The sequence below is a fragment of the Mammaliicoccus sp. Q-M61 genome (genome assembly GCF_022386055.1).
GTDB classification, from domain to species: domain Bacteria; phylum Bacillota; class Bacilli; order Staphylococcales; family Staphylococcaceae; genus Mammaliicoccus; species Mammaliicoccus sciuri_A.
Genome location: NZ_JAJNJL010000012.1, coordinates 1 through 17,966, shown reverse-complemented (window position 1 = coordinate 17,966; position 17,966 = coordinate 1). Strand labels below are relative to the sequence as shown.

Annotated in this window: 14 protein-coding genes, 23 tRNA genes and 1 rRNA gene; 4 read left to right on the top strand and 34 right to left on the bottom strand. The window is 33.8% G+C overall.

Annotated elements, in window-relative coordinates; all coding sequences use genetic code 11:
• Positions 1-14: 14 nt before the first annotated feature.
• From argC to LQ677_RS12985, 5 genes are all read right to left on the bottom strand, one after another.
• Positions 15-1,049 (bottom strand): N-acetyl-gamma-glutamyl-phosphate reductase, encoded by a 1,035-nt coding sequence (argC, locus tag LQ677_RS13005; RefSeq protein WP_191836410.1) that lies wholly within the window; start codon positions 1,047-1,049, stop codon positions 15-17.
• A gap of 25 nt (positions 1,050-1,074) precedes the next feature.
• Positions 1,075-1,800 carry an amino acid ABC transporter ATP-binding protein gene (locus LQ677_RS13000; protein ID WP_191836411.1) on the bottom strand — a complete coding sequence of 242 codons (726 nt, stop codon included), beginning with the start codon at positions 1,798-1,800 and terminating at the stop codon, positions 1,075-1,077.
• Positions 1,793-3,256 (bottom strand): ABC transporter substrate-binding protein/permease, encoded by a 1,464-nt coding sequence (locus LQ677_RS12995; RefSeq protein WP_275583295.1) that lies wholly within the window; start codon positions 3,254-3,256, stop codon positions 1,793-1,795. The genes LQ677_RS13000 and LQ677_RS12995 overlap by 8 nt, the downstream gene beginning before the upstream one ends.
• Before the next feature lie 97 nt (positions 3,257-3,353).
• Complete coding sequence (locus LQ677_RS12990; protein ID WP_191836412.1) at positions 3,354-4,352, bottom strand: D-2-hydroxyacid dehydrogenase; 999 nt, start codon at positions 4,350-4,352, stop codon at positions 3,354-3,356.
• 735 nt (positions 4,353-5,087) lie between these two features.
• The gene (locus tag LQ677_RS12985) at positions 5,088-6,140 is read right to left on the bottom strand and encodes a PTS sugar transporter subunit IIC (RefSeq protein ID WP_037589740.1); all 1,053 of its coding nucleotides are present in this window, start codon (positions 6,138-6,140) and stop codon (positions 5,088-5,090) included.
• 140 nt (positions 6,141-6,280) lie between these two features.
• On the opposite strand from LQ677_RS12985, the gene LQ677_RS12980 reads away from it, so the two are divergent.
• A complete protein-coding gene (locus LQ677_RS12980; RefSeq protein WP_191836413.1) occupies positions 6,281-8,374 on the top strand; it encodes a glycoside hydrolase family 31 protein in 2,094 nt (697 codons plus the stop codon).
• Between the two features lie 43 nt (positions 8,375-8,417).
• Here the strand turns inward: LQ677_RS12980 and uxaC are convergent, their stop codons facing one another.
• Genes uxaC through LQ677_RS12960 form a run of 4 tightly spaced genes read right to left on the bottom strand, consistent with a single transcriptional unit; the run spans position 8,418 to position 12,617 of the window.
• Positions 8,418-9,824 (bottom strand): glucuronate isomerase, encoded by a 1,407-nt coding sequence (uxaC, locus tag LQ677_RS12975; protein WP_126477931.1) that lies wholly within the window; start codon positions 9,822-9,824, stop codon positions 8,418-8,420.
• A 15-nt stretch (positions 9,825-9,839) separates the two neighbouring features.
• Entirely contained in the window at positions 9,840-11,135 is a 1,296-nt protein-coding gene (locus LQ677_RS12970) for a TRAP transporter large permease (RefSeq protein WP_239749005.1), read from the bottom strand.
• Positions 11,135-11,623: a TRAP transporter small permease gene (locus LQ677_RS12965; RefSeq protein ID WP_025904787.1), complete on the bottom strand. Its 489-nt coding sequence runs from the start codon at positions 11,621-11,623 to the stop codon at positions 11,135-11,137. The genes LQ677_RS12970 and LQ677_RS12965 overlap by 1 nt, the downstream gene beginning before the upstream one ends.
• Entirely contained in the window at positions 11,616-12,617 is a 1,002-nt protein-coding gene (locus tag LQ677_RS12960; protein WP_037589743.1) for a TRAP transporter substrate-binding protein, read from the bottom strand. The genes LQ677_RS12965 and LQ677_RS12960 overlap by 8 nt, the downstream gene beginning before the upstream one ends.
• 160 nt (positions 12,618-12,777) lie before the next feature.
• Between LQ677_RS12960 and LQ677_RS12955 the strand changes: the two genes are divergently transcribed.
• On the top strand, positions 12,778-13,728 hold the full coding sequence (locus tag LQ677_RS12955; protein ID WP_126477929.1) for a LacI family DNA-binding transcriptional regulator: 951 nt from the start codon (positions 12,778-12,780) through the stop codon (positions 13,726-13,728).
• A gap of 27 nt (positions 13,729-13,755) precedes the next feature.
• Here the strand turns inward: LQ677_RS12955 and LQ677_RS12950 are convergent, their stop codons facing one another.
• The gene (locus LQ677_RS12950; protein ID WP_126477928.1) at positions 13,756-14,094 is read right to left on the bottom strand and encodes a nuclear transport factor 2 family protein; all 339 of its coding nucleotides are present in this window, start codon (positions 14,092-14,094) and stop codon (positions 13,756-13,758) included.
• 90 nt (positions 14,095-14,184) lie between these two features.
• On the opposite strand from LQ677_RS12950, the gene LQ677_RS12945 reads away from it, so the two are divergent.
• Together LQ677_RS12945 and LQ677_RS12940 are read left to right on the top strand one after the other, a co-directional pair.
• Positions 14,185-15,150, top strand: a complete 966-nt coding sequence (locus LQ677_RS12945) for a LacI family DNA-binding transcriptional regulator (protein WP_191836414.1) — start codon at positions 14,185-14,187, stop codon at positions 15,148-15,150.
• 60 nt (positions 15,151-15,210) lie between these two features.
• Entirely contained in the window at positions 15,211-15,426 is a 216-nt protein-coding gene (locus tag LQ677_RS12940; protein WP_049320845.1) for a hypothetical protein, read from the top strand.
• 54 nt (positions 15,427-15,480) lie between these two features.
• Here LQ677_RS12940 and LQ677_RS12935 read toward each other — a convergent pair.
• The 24 genes from LQ677_RS12935 to rrf all read right to left on the bottom strand — a co-directional run bounded on the left by LQ677_RS12935 (position 15,481) and on the right by rrf (position 17,853).
• Positions 15,481-15,565, bottom strand: a tRNA-Leu gene (locus tag LQ677_RS12935).
• A 149-nt stretch (positions 15,566-15,714) separates the two neighbouring features.
• Positions 15,715-15,789: transfer RNA gene (locus tag LQ677_RS12930), tRNA-Gly, on the bottom strand.
• 11 nt (positions 15,790-15,800) lie between these two features.
• A tRNA-Cys gene (locus LQ677_RS12925) sits at positions 15,801-15,875 on the bottom strand.
• Positions 15,876-15,881: 6 nt separating this feature from the next.
• A tRNA-Gln gene (locus LQ677_RS12920) sits at positions 15,882-15,953 on the bottom strand.
• A gap of 15 nt (positions 15,954-15,968) precedes the next feature.
• Positions 15,969-16,041: transfer RNA gene (locus tag LQ677_RS12915), tRNA-His, on the bottom strand.
• A 2-nt stretch (positions 16,042-16,043) separates the two neighbouring features.
• A tRNA-Trp gene (locus tag LQ677_RS12910) sits at positions 16,044-16,117 on the bottom strand.
• An 18-nt stretch (positions 16,118-16,135) separates the two neighbouring features.
• Positions 16,136-16,219 (bottom strand) — tRNA-Tyr (locus tag LQ677_RS12905).
• 6 nt (positions 16,220-16,225) lie between these two features.
• Positions 16,226-16,301, bottom strand: a tRNA-Thr gene (locus tag LQ677_RS12900).
• Positions 16,302-16,315: 14 nt separating this feature from the next.
• A tRNA-Phe gene (locus LQ677_RS12895) sits at positions 16,316-16,388 on the bottom strand.
• Positions 16,389-16,408: 20 nt separating this feature from the next.
• Positions 16,409-16,484, bottom strand: a tRNA-Asp gene (locus LQ677_RS12890).
• Between the two features lie 13 nt (positions 16,485-16,497).
• Positions 16,498-16,571: transfer RNA gene (locus LQ677_RS12885), tRNA-Met, on the bottom strand.
• A 26-nt stretch (positions 16,572-16,597) separates the two neighbouring features.
• Positions 16,598-16,690 (bottom strand) — tRNA-Ser (locus LQ677_RS12880).
• Positions 16,691-16,702: 12 nt separating this feature from the next.
• Positions 16,703-16,776 (bottom strand) — tRNA-Ile (locus tag LQ677_RS12875).
• A 35-nt stretch (positions 16,777-16,811) separates the two neighbouring features.
• Positions 16,812-16,885, bottom strand: a tRNA-Met gene (locus tag LQ677_RS12870).
• A 20-nt stretch (positions 16,886-16,905) separates the two neighbouring features.
• Positions 16,906-16,981 (bottom strand) — tRNA-Ala (locus LQ677_RS12865).
• A 25-nt stretch (positions 16,982-17,006) separates the two neighbouring features.
• Positions 17,007-17,080 (bottom strand) — tRNA-Pro (locus LQ677_RS12860).
• Positions 17,081-17,098: 18 nt separating this feature from the next.
• Positions 17,099-17,172: transfer RNA gene (locus LQ677_RS12855), tRNA-Arg, on the bottom strand.
• A gap of 9 nt (positions 17,173-17,181) precedes the next feature.
• Positions 17,182-17,270: transfer RNA gene (locus LQ677_RS12850), tRNA-Leu, on the bottom strand.
• 6 nt (positions 17,271-17,276) lie between these two features.
• Positions 17,277-17,351, bottom strand: a tRNA-Gly gene (locus LQ677_RS12845).
• Positions 17,352-17,383: 32 nt separating this feature from the next.
• Positions 17,384-17,465: transfer RNA gene (locus tag LQ677_RS12840), tRNA-Leu, on the bottom strand.
• A 5-nt stretch (positions 17,466-17,470) separates the two neighbouring features.
• Positions 17,471-17,546, bottom strand: a tRNA-Lys gene (locus LQ677_RS12835).
• Positions 17,547-17,553: 7 nt separating this feature from the next.
• A tRNA-Thr gene (locus tag LQ677_RS12830) sits at positions 17,554-17,629 on the bottom strand.
• 6 nt (positions 17,630-17,635) lie between these two features.
• Positions 17,636-17,711 (bottom strand) — tRNA-Val (locus tag LQ677_RS12825).
• A gap of 27 nt (positions 17,712-17,738) precedes the next feature.
• Positions 17,739-17,853, bottom strand: a 5S ribosomal RNA gene (gene rrf, locus LQ677_RS12820).
• Between the last annotated feature and the right edge of the window lie 113 nt (positions 17,854-17,966).

The window sequence follows — 17,966 nt, the reverse complement described above, 5'->3', positions numbered from 1 at the left end:
AAATTCCTCCTATTCTATGGGTATATTGGTAATAAATTTAATCCTTCATCTTCATTAAATCCAAATAATCTATTCATGTTCTGAATTGCTTGACCACTTGCACCTTTAACGAGATTATCTATAACTGCAACGATAATAGCTTTTTGTCTGTCTTCATCAACATAAATACCTATATCGCAGTAATTACTGCCTAGAACTTCTTTTGTTGTAGGGAATTCGCCAAGGTCTCTTACACGAACAAATGGTTTGTCATCATATTTCTGTTTATATAATTGATGTAATGCTTCTTCACTTGTTTGATCTTTTAAATCTACATAAATAGTAGCCAATATACCTCTTGTCATAGGAACGAGATGAGGTGTGAATGTCACTTTTATGTCTGATTTCGAGACTTGTGATAAATATTGTTCAATTTCTGGTGTATGCTTATGGGAACCTAATTTATAAGCTGAAAAGTTTTCATTCGCTTCGCCAAAATGAACATTTTGACTTAATGTTCTACCAGCACCTGAAACACCAGTTTTAGCATCTATTATAATCGTGTCTTTATTAATTAAGTCACTTTCTAAAAGAGGGTGTAAAGATAAGAGTATTGCAGTTGGGAAACAACCCGGGTTTGCAATAATTTGTATCGATGATCCATCTACATTTGACCACTCAGGCAAGCTATACACCGCTTCATCCAATACACTCTGAGGAGCTGGCTTTTCTCCGTAATATTTTTCATAAATTGTGGGGTCTTTCAACCTAAAGTCACCAGATAAATCGATTACTTTAATACCACGTTCTATTAACTTAGGAATAAAATTCTTGCTCACATTTGAGGGGGTCGCAAAAAATATTAAATCACATTGCACTGTTTCTACATCTAAACTTGTGAATTGTTCAATAATATTATTTTGTAAATGTGGATATGTTTCCTTAATATCTTGACCAGATTTCGAATGTGAGAATACATATTTGATGTTCACTTCTTTATGCTGATTTAATAATCTCATCAATTCTATTGCACCGTATCCACTACCACCGACTATACCTATATCTAACACGAAAACACCTCTTCTATTTTTAGTATTATAATACTTTAGATAAAAATTGTTTCGTTCTTTCGTTTTGAGGATTATCAAATATTTGTTCAGGTGTACCTTCTTCTTGAACAATACCTTCATCCATAAATATCACATGGTCGCTGACATTTTTAGCAAATCCCATTTCATGTGTTACGACGACCATTGTCATACCTTCTTTGGCTAAATCTTTCATAACACTTAATACTTCACCAACAACTTCGGGGTCTAAAGCTGAAGTTGGTTCATCAAATAAAATAACTGCCGGGTTCATCGCTAACGCACGAGCAATCGCTACACGTTGCTTTTGTCCACCTGATAATTTAGAAGGATAAACATTTGCTTTATCTTCTAGACCAACTTTTTTAAGTAATTGTTTAGCTTGATCTTCTAATTCGGATTTTTGTCCTTTTTTCAAAGTTAAAGGTGTTAGTGTAATATTTTCGATTACTTTTTTATGTGGAAAAAGATTAAAACCTTGGAAAACCATGCCCATTTTTTGTCTTAATTGATCCAACTTTGCACCTTTCGTATTTGTTAAATCATTATTTTCAAATACGATCTGTCCAGAGGAAGGTTCTTCTAATAAATTCAAACATCTAAGAAGCGTACTTTTACCACTACCAGATGGGCCGATAATCGCAACAACTTCCCCTTTTTCAATATTTAAATTAATACCTTTCAATACTTCATTTTTACCAAATGATTTGTGTAAATCGTTAACTTTAATCACTTACACTAAACCTCCTTTCAGCAAAGTACATCACTCTAGATAACGTAAACGTTAAGATAAAGTACAATACTGCTGCTACTAATAATGGTGTAAATGGATCAAATGATGCCCCTTGAACAACTTGAGCATTAAACATCAATTCACTTACGCCGATAACAGAAACTATAGAAGATTCTTTAATAACTGTTACAAATTCATTACCTAATGCAGGTAAAATATTTTTAATGGCTTGTGGCAAGATAACTTTAGTCATTGCTTGCGATTTATTTAATCCTAATGATCTAGCCGCTTCCATTTGGCCATTATCTACTGCGTTAATACCAGCTCTAATAATTTCTGCAATATAAGCACTACAGTTAATGATGAGTGCGATAATACCACAAATTAATGCTGATAAATCTAATCCAAGTACTGCTGTTGTACCGAAATAAACTAAAAATACTTGAACGAGTAATGGTGTGCCTCTTATAAATTCAATGTAAACTGAAGCAATCGATTTAAATATTTTACTATTACTTAATTTCATAAGTGCTAAGAAACAACCAATTAATGCCCCTGCTACTACACCTAAGAATGATAATAAAATCGTATACCCTACACCGTGTAAGAAATATGAACCATATTTACTGAAGAAAGAACCATCATCGAACATCGCTTCAGTTGCTTTATCTTGATAGTCTTTAATCAAATTATTGTCACGAACTTCTTTAACACTCTTATTAACTCTCTTCATTAATTCAGGTGAGTTTTTCGGTAATGCAATAGCTGTTGTCTTGTCTGCATCTGAAAATGTAACATCTGAATATGTTAAATTAGGATTCTTCTCTAAATATGCATCAGCAACAGGTCCTTCAATAATCATGCCGTCTACCTTTCCAGAATTAAGTGACATAATAACTTCCGGTACTCTCGTTAATGAGCTAACTTGAGATTCTGGCATTTCTGTTTTTGCCAATTCTTCTTGAATCGTTTGCTTTTGCACACCGACCATTTTTCCTTTAAAATCATCAATCGTTTTTAATTTGTCTTTATCTTTTTTCTGTATAATCATTCTTTGGTTAACTTCCATATAATCATCAGAAAAATCAACTTGTTTCTTTCTCTCAGGAGTTGGAGCCATACCAGAAATAATCATGTCGATTTTTCCAGTTTTTAAAGCACCTAGTAAACTATCAAATTGCATATTCACAATCTTAAGTTTAATATCATTGTCTTTTGCAATTTTTTTAGCAAGTTCTATATCTATCCCAGCATATTCACGTTCACCATCTTTAGTATGCTCAAACTCATAAGGTGCATAATCTGCTGATAAGCCTACTCTTAACTCGCCTCGTTCTTTAGCTTTATCCCATTGATCAGTTTCTGCAGCTTGTGACTTTATGGGGGCTAAATAAGGAATTGTAAGTAGTAAACAAATTGTTGCTATAACTACTTTAGTAAATACATTTCTTTTCAAATTCGTTACCTCCTGAATTAATAATATTCATTATTATACGCATTTATGAAATTTTATGCAATAGCTTTTTATAAAAAAAGTATGAACGAACGTTCATTCATACTTTACTTAGTTGAACTTCATTTTCACTATATCCAGTTGTGATAACTTCAAGTGCACTATCTAATGAAATTTCAACCATATTTTGTACGGCTGTATGTGTATAAAATGCAATATGTGGTGAAATTAATACATCGTCACGTGACATCAATTCTTTTAAAGTAGGATCTTCAATTTCTTTGTCTGTATAATCATATGAGAAATATGCAAACTCATTCTCATATACATCTAAAGCGACACTATGTAATTTACCGCTATTTAATGCTTGAATGACATCATTAGTCTTCACTGTCGCACCTCTAGCTGTATTCACTAAATATGCACCATTTTTCATATATTTAATCGTCTCTTCATTAATAATATGTGTCGTTTCTTCATTTGCTGGAACATGTAATGTGATTAAATCGGCTTTAGATAATCCTTCTTGTAAACTTTGTACATATTCAATATCGCTCAACGATTGATCATATGGGTCATAACCGATCACTTCCGCACCAAATCCTTTAAATAATTGTGCTGACACTTTACCTATTCTACCAACACCTATAACCAGTACCGTCATACTTCTTAGTTCTTTAGCGATTACTGTTTCATCCCAAGTAAAATCTTGATGTTCTACTTTTTTATTTATTTTATTAATGTTTCTTATTAATTCTAAAGCTCTACAAACTGCAAATTCCGCAATTGCATTTGGACTGTATGAAGGAATATTTGTAATTTTTATATCATGTTTAGCAGCTTCATCTAAATTAAACATATCAAACCCAGCCGCACGACCAGCAATTTGTTTAATACCAACATCTTTAAGTGCTTCGTATATTCTGTCATCAAACTTAAATAGCTGTTGAGTACTCACACCATCAAAAGACGATAAAGTATGGACATTATCTAAAGTTAAATCCTCTTCCGTACATTCAATTTCATGACCATTAGTTTGACCCCACTGATATGCATAAGGCTTTTCATCTTCTCTTATATTAAATAATTTAAATCGCATAATTCGTACTTCCTTTCAGTAAAAAATAAATAATGATTAATTCTACAACACTTTATGAAAACAAACAATCTCTTTTTCATAATATTCTTACAATTAAAAGTGTATGTATGCAATGTGGTTAATAATACATCTAATAAGAAGTGTTACTAATTAGCGTCCTTGTGAACACTTCTCGCCAAACTTGTTCATAACGACGGGCTTGTGAACACTTCTCACCAAACTTGTTCATAACGGGGGTGTTGTGAACACTTCTCGCCAAACTTGTTCATAACGATGGCCTTGTGAACACTTCTTGCCAAACTTGTATATAACGACGGTCTTGTGAACACTTCTGGTCAAACTTGTTCATAACGATGGCCTTGTGAACACTTCTCATCAAACTTGTTCATAACGACGGGCTTGTGAACACTTCTCACCAAACTTGTTCATAACGGGGGTGTTAATTACAAAAGTCAGCTGAAGTGTTACTATGGATAGCCATAATTACAAAACTCGGCTGAATTGTTACTATGGACAGCCTTAATTACAAAACTACTGAGAATTGTAATTACTGGTCTCCTTATTTGCACTTCTCACCAAACTTGCTAATAACGGTACCAGTATTTGCACTTCTATCCAAACTTGCTAATAACGCACCCAGTATTTGCACTTCTATCCAAACTGCTTTTAACGGCACCAGTATTCAGACATATTTAAAGGCTGAGACATTTTTCTTGTCTCAGCCTACTCTACATTCTAATTATTCTCTTTAAATAAAAACATTTCTTGATTGTATTTTGGAAGTATTTTCAAACAAACTTTATGTACAATATATGCAAATACAAACGGTATGACGAAATATGCTACGCCTAGTATTAATATATTTAAAAATACTGATCCTTCCATAAATTTTAATGCGTTTGCTGGTCCAACAAATCCGGTATAACCAAATCCAGTAGACATTGGTGTACCTTTTATGCCGACGAAATAAGTGAGTAATCCACTCATTAGTCCATTTATGATTAATGGTACTGCGATGATAGGATTTTTGAAATATACAGGAATCATCATTTTAGCAGCTCCGATGATAAGTACGATATTGATACCTTTATCGTTTACTTTCCATGACCCCATTAAGAAAGTCACACATGCTGCAACAATCCCCATATTGCCAGCTCCTGAACTTAAACCATTTAAACCGACCGCAGTAGCAATTGCTACAACTGAAATTGGCGTTACCATTAATAATGCATAAGTAATCGCAATCAATATACACATCATTAAAGGATTCAATGTAGAAAATTGTTCTATTAATTTGCCGATTCCTTTTGTCACATTACTAACATATGGAAGTGTCAACATACCTATAAATCCACTGACAACTGAAATAATAATTGGCATAATCAACATATCTAAAGAACCAAATTTTCCTTTCAATTTAATCATCAAGTAACAACTGATAATTAAAACAACGATTAAATTGACGACATCCCCTATACTTACAAATATAAATTGACCATTTTGTATTTTCACAGCGCCTGAACCTATTAATCCTGCAGCGCCAATCATAACTGCATCAGTAGCTTGGAATTTAAATTGATGTGCAACAACGATGCCTATAATAAAACTCATCGCAAACTGCATAAGTAATAATGCTTGATTAAACATTTCTAATAGGGGATGAAACTGTGATAAATAACTAAATAACACACCAAGTATGGCGTTAGGTATTAATGCTATAACAATGCCTACACCTATACCATTTAAAATATTAAAGAAAAATTCCTTTACTGTGAAATGTTTATCCATAAAATGCCTCCTGAAATAATATGTATTAATGATATATGACTTTATTTTTATAGACAATGCTATTTTTACTATTTTACTTTACTTTGGTATAGTTTAATGTAATAGTTTAAATAACAACGTTGTTATAGGAGGGTTTTTACATGTTTAATATGATTTTACAAGATAAAAATATAATTGTAGTCAGTGACAAGCAAAACGAGCATTTCTTTACAATCCGCATATTAGAAGATTACTTAATCAATATTAAATCTTCTACAGAGAAAAAAATCACTTTGCCGACTTGGACCATTACACCTGGAGATACTGAATTACCTTTTGAAGGTCTCTCTAGATATGATCAATCTAACTTTTCATGTCCACAATATGAAATTTCAGAAGAACAACACCATATTATAATTAAGACAAAGTCATTAAAACTTATCATTGATAAAGAAGATTTCTATTGTAGTTGGTATGATTTAAGTTCATCTTACAAAGAAATTAAAATTATGCAAGACCGTAAGACAGGCAGTTATCAACATCAAATATCAAGAAATCATCCGACTTGTCATTATTTAAATAGAAATAAAAATGAAATGTATTTTGGTCTCGGTGAAAAGAGCGGAAAAGTGAATAAACATGGCAGACGATTCAGAATGAAAAATATAGATGCTATGGGTTATAATGCTGAAACGACTGATCCTCTTTATAAACATATTCCTTATTATCTCACATACAAAACTGATGAAAATGTATCATTTGGTATCTTCTATGATGATTATCAAGACTCTATTGTAGATCTTGGACAAGAGTTAGATAATTATCACGGTCATTATAGATATTATGAAACTAAATCGGATTTTCTTGATTATTACGTTATTGCCGGTCCGACTATTCAACAAGTAACGACGCGTTTTAGTCATTTAACAGGTAGACCAACACTCATGCCTGAATGGAGTTTGTCTTATTCTGGCTCAACAATGCAATACACAGATTTGCCAAATTCAGATGAAAGACTGTTATCTTTTCTAGATCAATGTAATAGACATAATATTACGATTAGATCTTTCCACCTTTCATCAGGTTATACATCTATTCATGATAAGAGATACGTTTTTAATTGGAATTATGATAAATTTAAAGACCCAAAATCTTTTGGAAAAGCTTATACAGATCAAAATGTAGAATTAGTTGCGAATATTAAACCTACCCTACTTACAGATCATCCTTTACTAGATGAAGTATTAGCCTTTGATGGATTTATTAAAGATATGAATGGCCAACCGCTTCTTGTACAATTTTGGGATGAAAAAGGATACTACTTAGACTTTACAAATAAAGACACTATTAAATGGTGGCAATCCAAAATAGAACAACAATTATTATCTAATCATGTCAATTGCACATGGAATGATAATAACGAATTCGAAATTTGGGATGATAAAGCTCTAGTAAATGGTTTCGGAAATGAATCAAATTTCCAAGATTATAAAGCAATCATGCCTATATTAATGATGAAAGCATCAAGAGAGATACAGCAAAAATATCATAAAGAACAATATCCATATATCATAAGTAGATCTGGTGCAGCTGGTATGAGTAAATACGTTCAAACTTGGACAGGTGATAACTATACGAGTTGGCATACATTAAAATATAATAATGCTATGGCAATTGGGTTAAGTCTATCTGGTGTTTATAACTTTGGCCATGATATTGGCGGTTTTTCTGGTGATAAACCAGAAGCAGAATTATTTTTAAGATGGGTACAATGTGGTGCTTATTATCCAAGATTTTCAATCCACTCATGGAATGATGATGGTTCTGTAAATGAACCTTGGATGCATAATGAAGTCTTATCTGAAGTTAAACAAGCCATGCACTTCCACGAAAAGCTTAAACCATATCTTCAGTCATTAGTTATACGTGCACATGAGGCGTATCAACCAATTATTAGACCTACTTTTTACCAATTTGAAAGTGATATTAATACTTTTGAAGAAAATGAAGAATTTATGTTAGGTGAGCATATGTTAATTGCCCCTATCGTAGAAAAAGCTCAACTAGAAAGAACAGTCTATTTACCTAAAAACAACAAAGGTTGGATTGATTTTCATAGCGGCGAACAGTTTGAAGGCGGTCAAACAATAACTGTAAAAACGACTTTACAACATATTCCAACATTTGTAGTAAAAGGCGCAGAGATACCAGTTTATCAAGATGATTTAAAAACAATTGAAAATCTAAAGTTCTAAATAAATAAGAACCTAAGACAACATCGTCTTAGGTTCTCTAATTTTATATAGCATCTACGCCTTCTATATTATATAATGACACGGCGTTATTAAAGCAAATATCCTTAATAATTTCAGAAAGAATTTCATCATCATCAATGATTTCTCCTCTTTCCACACGTTTACCAATCATTTCACATAAAATCCTTCTAAAATATTCATGTCTTGTATATGATAATAAACTTCTTGAATCAGTTAACATACCAACGAAAGTAGATAACAATCCAACATTTGCGTATTCTACTAAATGTTGTTCCATTCCTTCTTTAGTATCATTGAACCACCATGCAGCACCTAGTTGCACTTTGACTTTATCTGAAGTAAAGTTTCCAGCTGTTGCTTGCACCATTAAGTGATCATTTGCATTATTAGGATAAATAATTGTATCTGATAATGCATCATTTTGATTTAAATGATCTAAAAATCTATTTAAGTCAGAAGAACTGAGCATATCACCTACACTATCAAATCCAGCATCTGGACCAACTTCTTCAAACAATAATGTATTATTGTTTCTCACTGGTCCAAGATGAAACTGTACAACCCAATTATATTTTTTATACGTTTTACTTACTTCGGTTAAAATATATCCAGATAATCTACTTAAATCTTCCTCATCTATGTGTTTACCTTGCTTAATTAGTTCAAAATACTGTTCAGCTTGGTCTTTAGTAACATCCACTTTAAGTACTTTAGCAAAGCTTTGATCAGAACTTCTTGCGCCATTTTTATGGAAGTATTCAATTCGTTCATTGAGCGCATTAATATATTCTTCCAAATGATTTATTTTTCTTTCTGTAGCAATTTCTAATTGATTAATAGATGCTTCTACATTGTCTTTCGTTAAAGCGATATAACGATCAGGTCTAAATGTTGGTAATACTTTAACATCAAATGACTTATCCTCACGAAGTAATTGATGATATTTCAAATCATCACATGGATCATCAGTTGTACAAATGATTTGGACGTTGCTTCTTTCTATTAATTTTCTTGGAAGAAATTCTGGTTGTTGTAAACTTTCATTTAACTGATTATATAATTGTTCTTTATCAATTTTATTTAAATTTTCATTGATATTGAAATACCTTGCTAACTCTAAATGACACCAATGGTACATTGGATTCATGATACTTTTAGGCAATAAACTTATAAATGCTTCGAATTTTTCTTTATCAGTTTTGTCTCCAGTAATATACGACTCATCTATTCCATATGCGCGCATTAAACGCCATTTATAATGATCATGTTTTAGCCAAACTTCAGTAATCGTATTAAAAGGTTTATTCTCATAGATTTCTTTTGGATCTAAATGACAATGAAAATCAAAAATTGGAATATCCTTAGCTATATTGTATAAATCCTGTCCTTTTTCAGATTGAACAATAAAATTTTCTTTAATTAAACTCATAAATACTCACCTTTCCTATAGCCCAAGTAATTTTGGTAAAAATAACGATAATTGTGGTACGAACGTAATTAATAACAACAGTATAATTAAAATAATAAAGTATGGTATTAATGTCTTAATGACACTTTCAATTCGTACATTTGCAACACTACTACCAACAAATAACGCACTACCTACTGGAGGTGTTATATTACCTATACATAAGTTAAATGCGATTACTATACCGAAATGAATTGGATCTAATCCGATACTTTCTGCAATCGGTAAGAAAATTGGAGTGAATATAAGTACTGCTGGTGTTATGTCCATAAATGTACCGATGATTAATAAAATTAAATTCATTAAAAGTAATAATAAAATTGGATTTTCAGTTAATGATAATATACCGCCAGAAATTGCTTCTGGTAATCCTGTAAAACTCATAACGAGTGAGAATAATGCAGATGCTGTAATTAAGAATAAAATCATACCTGTAATTTCTACTGTTTCTATAATAATCGCAGGTATATCTTTAATTTTTAAATTTTTATAGATGAGTGACAGTATAAACGCATATAGAACTGCGACTGCTGCACCCTCTGTTGCTGTGAATATTCCAGCTACAATACCACCAATTACAATAATAATTAATAGTAAACTTGGAATAGCATCTAAAGTTAAAAATAATTTATCTTTCCAACTCACTTTTTCAGAAACTGGATAGCCATGTTTTTTAGCTAAAAAGTAAGCAACAACCATACAACCTAGACCCCATAGAATTCCAGGAACGTAACCTGCAATAAATAATGCAGCAATTGATGTCCCACCACTTACAAGTGAATAAACAATCAATAATGAACTTGGTGGAATTAATAATCCTGAAGGTGCTGAAGCAATATTGGCAGCTGCAGAATATGATTTTTTATAACCTTGTGTTGTTTCCATCGGCGTCATGATTCTTCCCATTGCTGCAGCAGCTGCAACACTTGATCCTGAAATCGAACCAAACAACATATTCCCTACAATGTTCGTATGTGCTAAAGAACCAGGTAATCTACCTACTAACACTTTCGCAAAGTTAATTAATCTAAATGCAATACCACCGTTATTCATCAATATTCCAGCTAGTACAAATAGCGGAATGGCAAGCATTGTAAAGTTATCAATACCAGTTACCATTCTTTGGGCAGCAGTAAGTATTGTGACATCAAACGGGAAAATAAGTATTAACGTTAATAATGAACTTAAAATAATTGAAATAGCGATTGGAATACCAAATGCTAAAAATATTGCTAAAGATACAAATAATACGATTCCAGCAATTGTTGTCATTACACTTCACCGCCTTCATCATTTTCAGGTAACTCATTTGTTATAATGCCTCGAATTGAATAAAAAGCAATGAAAAGTCCTGATATAGGTAACGCACCATACATTAGCGCCATTGAAACACCTGTAGCTGGTGCATATTGAGTCCAAGTAAGTGCTACAATTTTAATACCACCGTATATCATTAAAATTAAAGCAACTAATAAAATAATGATATTCGTCAATCTTTCTATAAATAACTGTGCTTTAAGTGGAAACTTTTCTCTTATAAATAAAATGGCAATATGTTTTTTCTTACCAAATACATATGCTGCACTTAACAATGCAAACCAGATTAACAAGAAGCGAATGATTTCTTCACTTGTCGTACTTGGCGTGTTCAATATATATCTTGTTATCACTTGCCAAACTGATAAAATGACCATCACAGTTATCAATACACCAGACACAGAAAGCAAAGTTCTATCAATATAATGTGTTAGTTTATTCATTTTGTTCTGCCTCCTTAATCAATTTGTATTGTTTTTCTGTTCCTTTATTATTTTTAAATTCTTCTTGTAGAGGTTTTACAGCTTTTTTGAAAGTAGACTTATCTACATCATGGAATTTCACATTCATATCTTCTTTAGCTGATTTAATTGCCTCTTTAATGGCTTTATCCCAGATGACTTCATGCTTTTCAGTAGATGATCTTGCTGCGCTTTTTATCCATCCTTTTTCTTCTTTCGTTAAATCATTGTATGCATCCTTATTCATAATTAAAATATCAGGAACTATAGCATGTTCAGTATTATAATAATTTTTTGCGACTTCACCATGTTTATTGTCAGTCAATGCTGTTTCATTATTCTCAGCTGCATCAATAACACCAGATTGAAGTGCTGTATAAACTTCACCAAAAGCCATTGGTGTTGGCGTACCTCCTAATGACTTAACAAGTTGCACACTTGTTTTACTTGGTTGAACACGAGTTTTTAAACCATGTAAATCTTTATTCGTCTTTATTTCTCTATCTTTTGTATAAATATTTCTTAATCCTGCGTCATAGTAAGTAATACCTACAAACCCATTATCTTTAGTCGTATTAAAGAACGAATTTTGTACTTCAGGTTTTTTCATAATAGATCGGAAACTATCTTGAGATTTAAATAGATATGGCATACTAAATAAAGAATACGACTCAGAAAAACTTTCAAGTGCACTTGCTGACACTTTTGTAAATTGAATGGCATTTGTTTGTGTCATCTCAATTGCTTCCCGTTCACTTCCAAGTTGTCCGTTCGCATATATTTTAATTTTTAATTTGCCATGAGATTTCTTTTCTACTTCTTTTTTAAATTCTTCTAAAGATTTATGTACTGGATGTGTTGTTGATTGATTGTGTGCTAATGTTAAAGTCTTAACATCTTTATCTTGTGCGTCACTTTGTTGGCATCCATACAAAACAGTGAATACGCTTACAATTAACAGTAAAATTTTTTTCATCTCTCATCCCCCATTAATTTTAAAAAAGTAATCAAATTGACTACTTCTTTAATACTTATTGATAAGTATAAATCAAATGAAACAAAATAACAACGTTGTTATTTATAGAAAATGTGTGCTTATGGTATAATAAAGGAAATAATATTTAAAGGAGACTCACATGGCTGTAACATTAAAAGACATAGCAAATGCCTGTGGTGTTAGTTATTCAACAGTAAGTAAAGCGTTAAAAAATTCTCCTTTAGTTACTGCTGAAACAACAGAGCGCATACAGCAAAAGGCAAAAGAAATGAATTATATTCCTAATAATTCCGCTCGCTCTTTAGTCTCAAACAAGAGCCAAACAATTGGACTCATTTGGCCATCAGTAGACAGAGTTGCAGTATCAACTCTTGTTTCAGAAATCAATAACTTTTTAAAGAATACTGGATATTTTATGTCTGTATCAATCGATGATGTAGAAACTGCTGCACATAAATTTTTAGAATTACGTTTTGATGGCATCATCGTATTTGATGAAGGTGAAGCTTCTACCCTACCAAGTATCATTAGTTCAAATATCCCAGTAGTAGCTTATGGTACAGACCGAGAGCTCGAATATCCTATTGTAAATGTTAATCATAAACAAGCAATGATTCTTTCTTTAGATGATTTAATGCAAAATAATATAACAAATATTTGCTATATTGGGGATCTCAACACTGATGATATTCGACAAATTATAAAGAAAGAAACTTTTGAACGTTATTGTAAAGAACACAATCTTGAATATAATATGATTGATTCAAAAGGACTATCAGCTGAAGATACATTTTTTGCATTAAAGTCATATTTGACTAATCATACTTTACCAGAAGGTATCATTTGCGGAAGTTACGATATTACTTTAGGACTCGTGCACACTTTAAAAGATTCACTAGATCAACATATTGTGTACTCATACGACAACGTACCTCAATTTGACCATATGGATACAGTGATTCATTCAGTCGGTGTCCCTACTAAGAAAATTGCTGAAACATTAGTTAATATCCTTATCAATGCTATTGAATCTAAAGAAAATCATCCTGATGTCTATCATCTCGAGCCTGAATTAGTAAAGCGGAAATAAAGACAAAAAATGACTACAAAATTGTAGTCATTTTTTTACTGTTGTTCCTTGATGGAATCTCATCTTCCACTCAGATTGTTTTCTAATCCATAATGTACTCCGCTTAGTTGTTATATGATCAGTTTTATTGATTAATTCATAAGTCGTTAGTACAATACCTTTTTGAATTTTTTCAACTATAAAATCCGAAATCTCATAATCAAATGTATGTAAAGTGCCCTCTTCAATATCTCGTTTATATATCATTCTGCCAGACTTACCTATTTCTTTAAAATCTTCATCAAGTAAATTTAAGATAAACGACTTATCCTTTCTATTACTCGCATCCAAATGTGCACATTCTAATTCATAAAATTGCTGTTTAATAAATTACACCTACTTTATCTTTGTAAATATAGTTCAACTTATATGCTAAAATAATAACATAGTAATAAGTATAATCGAGGGGGTAAGTAAATGACAAATTTAAAAGAAGTAGCTAAACGAGCTGGCGTTTCACCAAGTACCGTATCACGAGTAATTAATAACCACCCTTATGTTAATGAAGAAAAAAGACAAAAAGTACTTGATACTATAGAAGAATTAAATTATATACCAAATATCAATGCAATTCATTTAAAAAAAGGTAAAACAAATTTAATAGGTGTTGTATTACCGTTCTCTAATCACCCCTATTTTTCACAATTAATTCAAGGTATTTCTGAAGAAGCGATTAAAGCAAACAAAAAAATTGTTTTATTCCAAACTGCCTATGATACTGATCAAGAAATTGACGCTTTGGAAATGTTAAAATTAAAACAAATAGACGCACTTATTATTTGTTCAAGGAATATTTCATTAAATATAGTTGAACAGTACATAGAGTATGGACCAATTTCTATATTCGAAAATATTTCAAACTCCAAATTTAGAACAACATATATTGATCACTACAACGCCTTCAAACAAGCATTAAATCATCTATACAATAACGGACATAGACATATTGCATGTGCCATAAATAGAAGAAATAGCACTAGTTCAATTTTAAGAATAAAAGCATATAAAGACTTTTGCAGTGAGAATGCTTTACCCTTCAATGATCAAGATATATTTGAGAATTTTGTATTATTAGAAGATGGTCAAAGACTTGCTCAAGAAATTGATAATAAAGAAAATCCACCTACAGCAATTGTTGTTTCTGGAGATAACACAGCTGCTGGATTGTTTATTAGTTTAAATGACGAACAAAAGAAAAACATATCTATCATTGGTTTTGAAAATCACAAAATTTCCAAGTTGCTAAACCTTACTACAATAGAGATTCCCCTCTTCCAAATTGGTAAAAGTTTATTTAATCAACTATATGAAGATAAACTGAATAACTATTTATTTGAAACAAAACTTATTAAAAGAAACTCAGTATTTAAATTAAACCATTGACATGAAATGCATTTCATAGATTATCCTTTAATCAATCACATATATTAGGGGGTAATTAAAATGAACAAACAAAAAGTTGGTATTGATGGTTGCAATATTACTTCAGAAATTTATGTCGAAATACTTCAACACACTACTAATATTGATATTGTCGCTTGTACTGATGAGAGCCTATCAAAAGCAATTAGTATGAAAAACAAATATGATATCCCTCAAGTAATGACAAGAAGTAAAATGTATAAAGATAAGAGAATTGATTACATTATTAAACTTTAATAGAACAAAAAAAGTCTTAAGCGATTAGCTTAAGACTTTTTCATTAATTATATATACCGGTGGTCGGGTTCGAACCGACACGTCCTCAACGGACACGGGATTTTGAGTCCCGCGTGTCTGCCAATTCCACCACACCGGCTTAATAAAAATCCTACAAAAAAATCTTCCCAATGGAAGAAATAAATGGAGCGGAAGATAGGACTTACACCTATATCTCATTCCGGGAAGGAATGTATTCTAAGAGTTGAAATACTCCCGCATTTTAATAAATAAAAGTATTAATAATAATGGAGCGGAAGATAGGACTTGCACCTATATCTCATTCCGGGAAGGAATGTATTCTAAAAGTTGAAATACTCCCGCAAAGTTATTAATGGAGGCGGCAACCGGATTTGAACCGGTGAATAGAGGTTTTGCAGACCTCGGCCTTACCACTTGGCTATGCCGCCAGACTACTGGGCTAGCTGGATTCGAACCAGCGAGTGACGGAGTCAAAGTCCGTTGCCTTACCGCTTGGCTATAGCCCATTAATATAAAATAAGGGCGGCTGATGGGAATCGAACCCACGAGTGTCGGAACCACAATCCGATGCGTTAACCACTTCGCCACAGCCGCCATGGCAGGGGCAGTAGGAATCGAACCCACACCAAAGGTTTTGGAGACCTCTATTCTACCGTTGAACTATGCCCCTATTAAATTAAAATAATAATGGTGGAGGGGGGCAGATTCGAACTGCCGAACCCGAAGGAGCGGATTTACAGTCCGCCGCGTTTAGCCACTTCGCTACCCCTCCGTTAGATGGTGCCGGCCAGAGGACTTGAACCCCCAACCTACTGATTACAAGTCAGTTGCTCTACCAGTTGAGCTAGGCCGGCAAAAAGTTAAAAGATGGCTCAGGACGGAATCGAACCGCCGACACAAGGATTTTCAGTCCTTTGCTCTACCGACTGAGCTACTGAGCCATACATTAATTTTTAAAAAATGGCGGTCCCGACGGGAATCGAACCCGCGATCTCCTGCGTGACAGGCAGGCATGTTAACCGCTACACCACGGGACCATCATTAAAGCTATTGCGGGAGGCGGATTTGAACCACCGACCTTCGGGTTATGAGCCCGACGAGCTACCGAACTGCTCCATCCCGCGATAATAATATTAAGTTACAAATATAATGGCGGAGGAAGAGGGATTCGAACCCCCGCGAGCCGTTAAGCCCCTGTCGGTTTTCAAGACCGATCCCTTCAGCCGGACTTGGGTATTCCTCCAATATATAAGTATGGACCTTGCAGGACTCGAACCTGCGACCCAACGGTTATGAGCCGTTTGCTCTGACCAACTGAGCTAAAGGTCCAAAATTTAAAATATGTATCATATTGAAAATTTTAATGGCGGCGGAGGGGATCGAACCCCCGACCTCACGGGTATGAACCGTACGCTCTAGCCAGCTGAGCTACGCCGCCATGATGGTATTATTTTTAAATGGTGGAGACTAGCGGGATCGAACCGCTGACCTCCTGCGTGCAAAGCAGGCGCTCTCCCATCTGAGCTAAGCCCCCATTTAATATGTAAATTTTTAAAGAGTCGGGAAGACAGGATTCGAACCTGCGACCCCTTGGTCCCAAACCAAGTGCTCTACCAAGCTGAGCTACTTCCCGTAACCAAAATGGTCATTACGCGCCCGAGAGGAGTCGAACCCCTAGCCTCTTGATCCGTAGTCAAACGCTCTATCCAATTGAGCTACGGGCGCATATTAATATGGTGCCGAGGACCGGAATCGAACCGGTACGGTAATCACTTACCGCAGGATTTTAAGTCCTGTGCGTCTGCCAGTTCCGCCACCCCGGCAAATAATGGAGCAGAAGACGGGATTCGAACCCGCGACCCCAACCTTGGCAAGGTTGTATTCTACCGCTGAACTACTTCTGCAAAATTAAATGCTTAAATCATATTAATAATAATGCGGGTGAAGGGAGTCGAACCCCCACGCCTTGCGGCGCTAGATCCTAAGTCTAGTGCGTCTGCCAATTCCGCCACACCCGCTTAAATGGTGAGCCATAGAGGATTCGAACCTCTGACCCTCTGATTAAAAGTCAGATGCTCTACCAACTGAGCTAATGGCTCTAAAACATGGTGCCGGCCAGAGGACTTGAACCCCCAACCTACTGATTACAAGTCAGTTGCTCTACCAGTTGAGCTAGGCCGGCTTTAAATGGTGGAGAATGACGGGTTCGAACCGCCGACCCTCTGCTTGTAAGGCAGATGCTCTCCCAGCTGAGCTAATTCTCCATTTAAAATTATGTAATATTATTACTTGCCCGGCAACGTCCTACTCTCGCGGAACGTAAGCCCAACTACCATCGGCGCTAAAGAGCTTAACTTCTGTGTTCGGCATGGGAACAGGTGTGACCTCTTTGCTATCGTCACCAGACAAATAGTAATAACTTATGATGAATGTATTACACATTCAAAACTAGATAGTAAGTAGATTTTACGGCTAAAACCGATTTAAAATTTGATTAAGTCTTCGATCGATTAGTATTC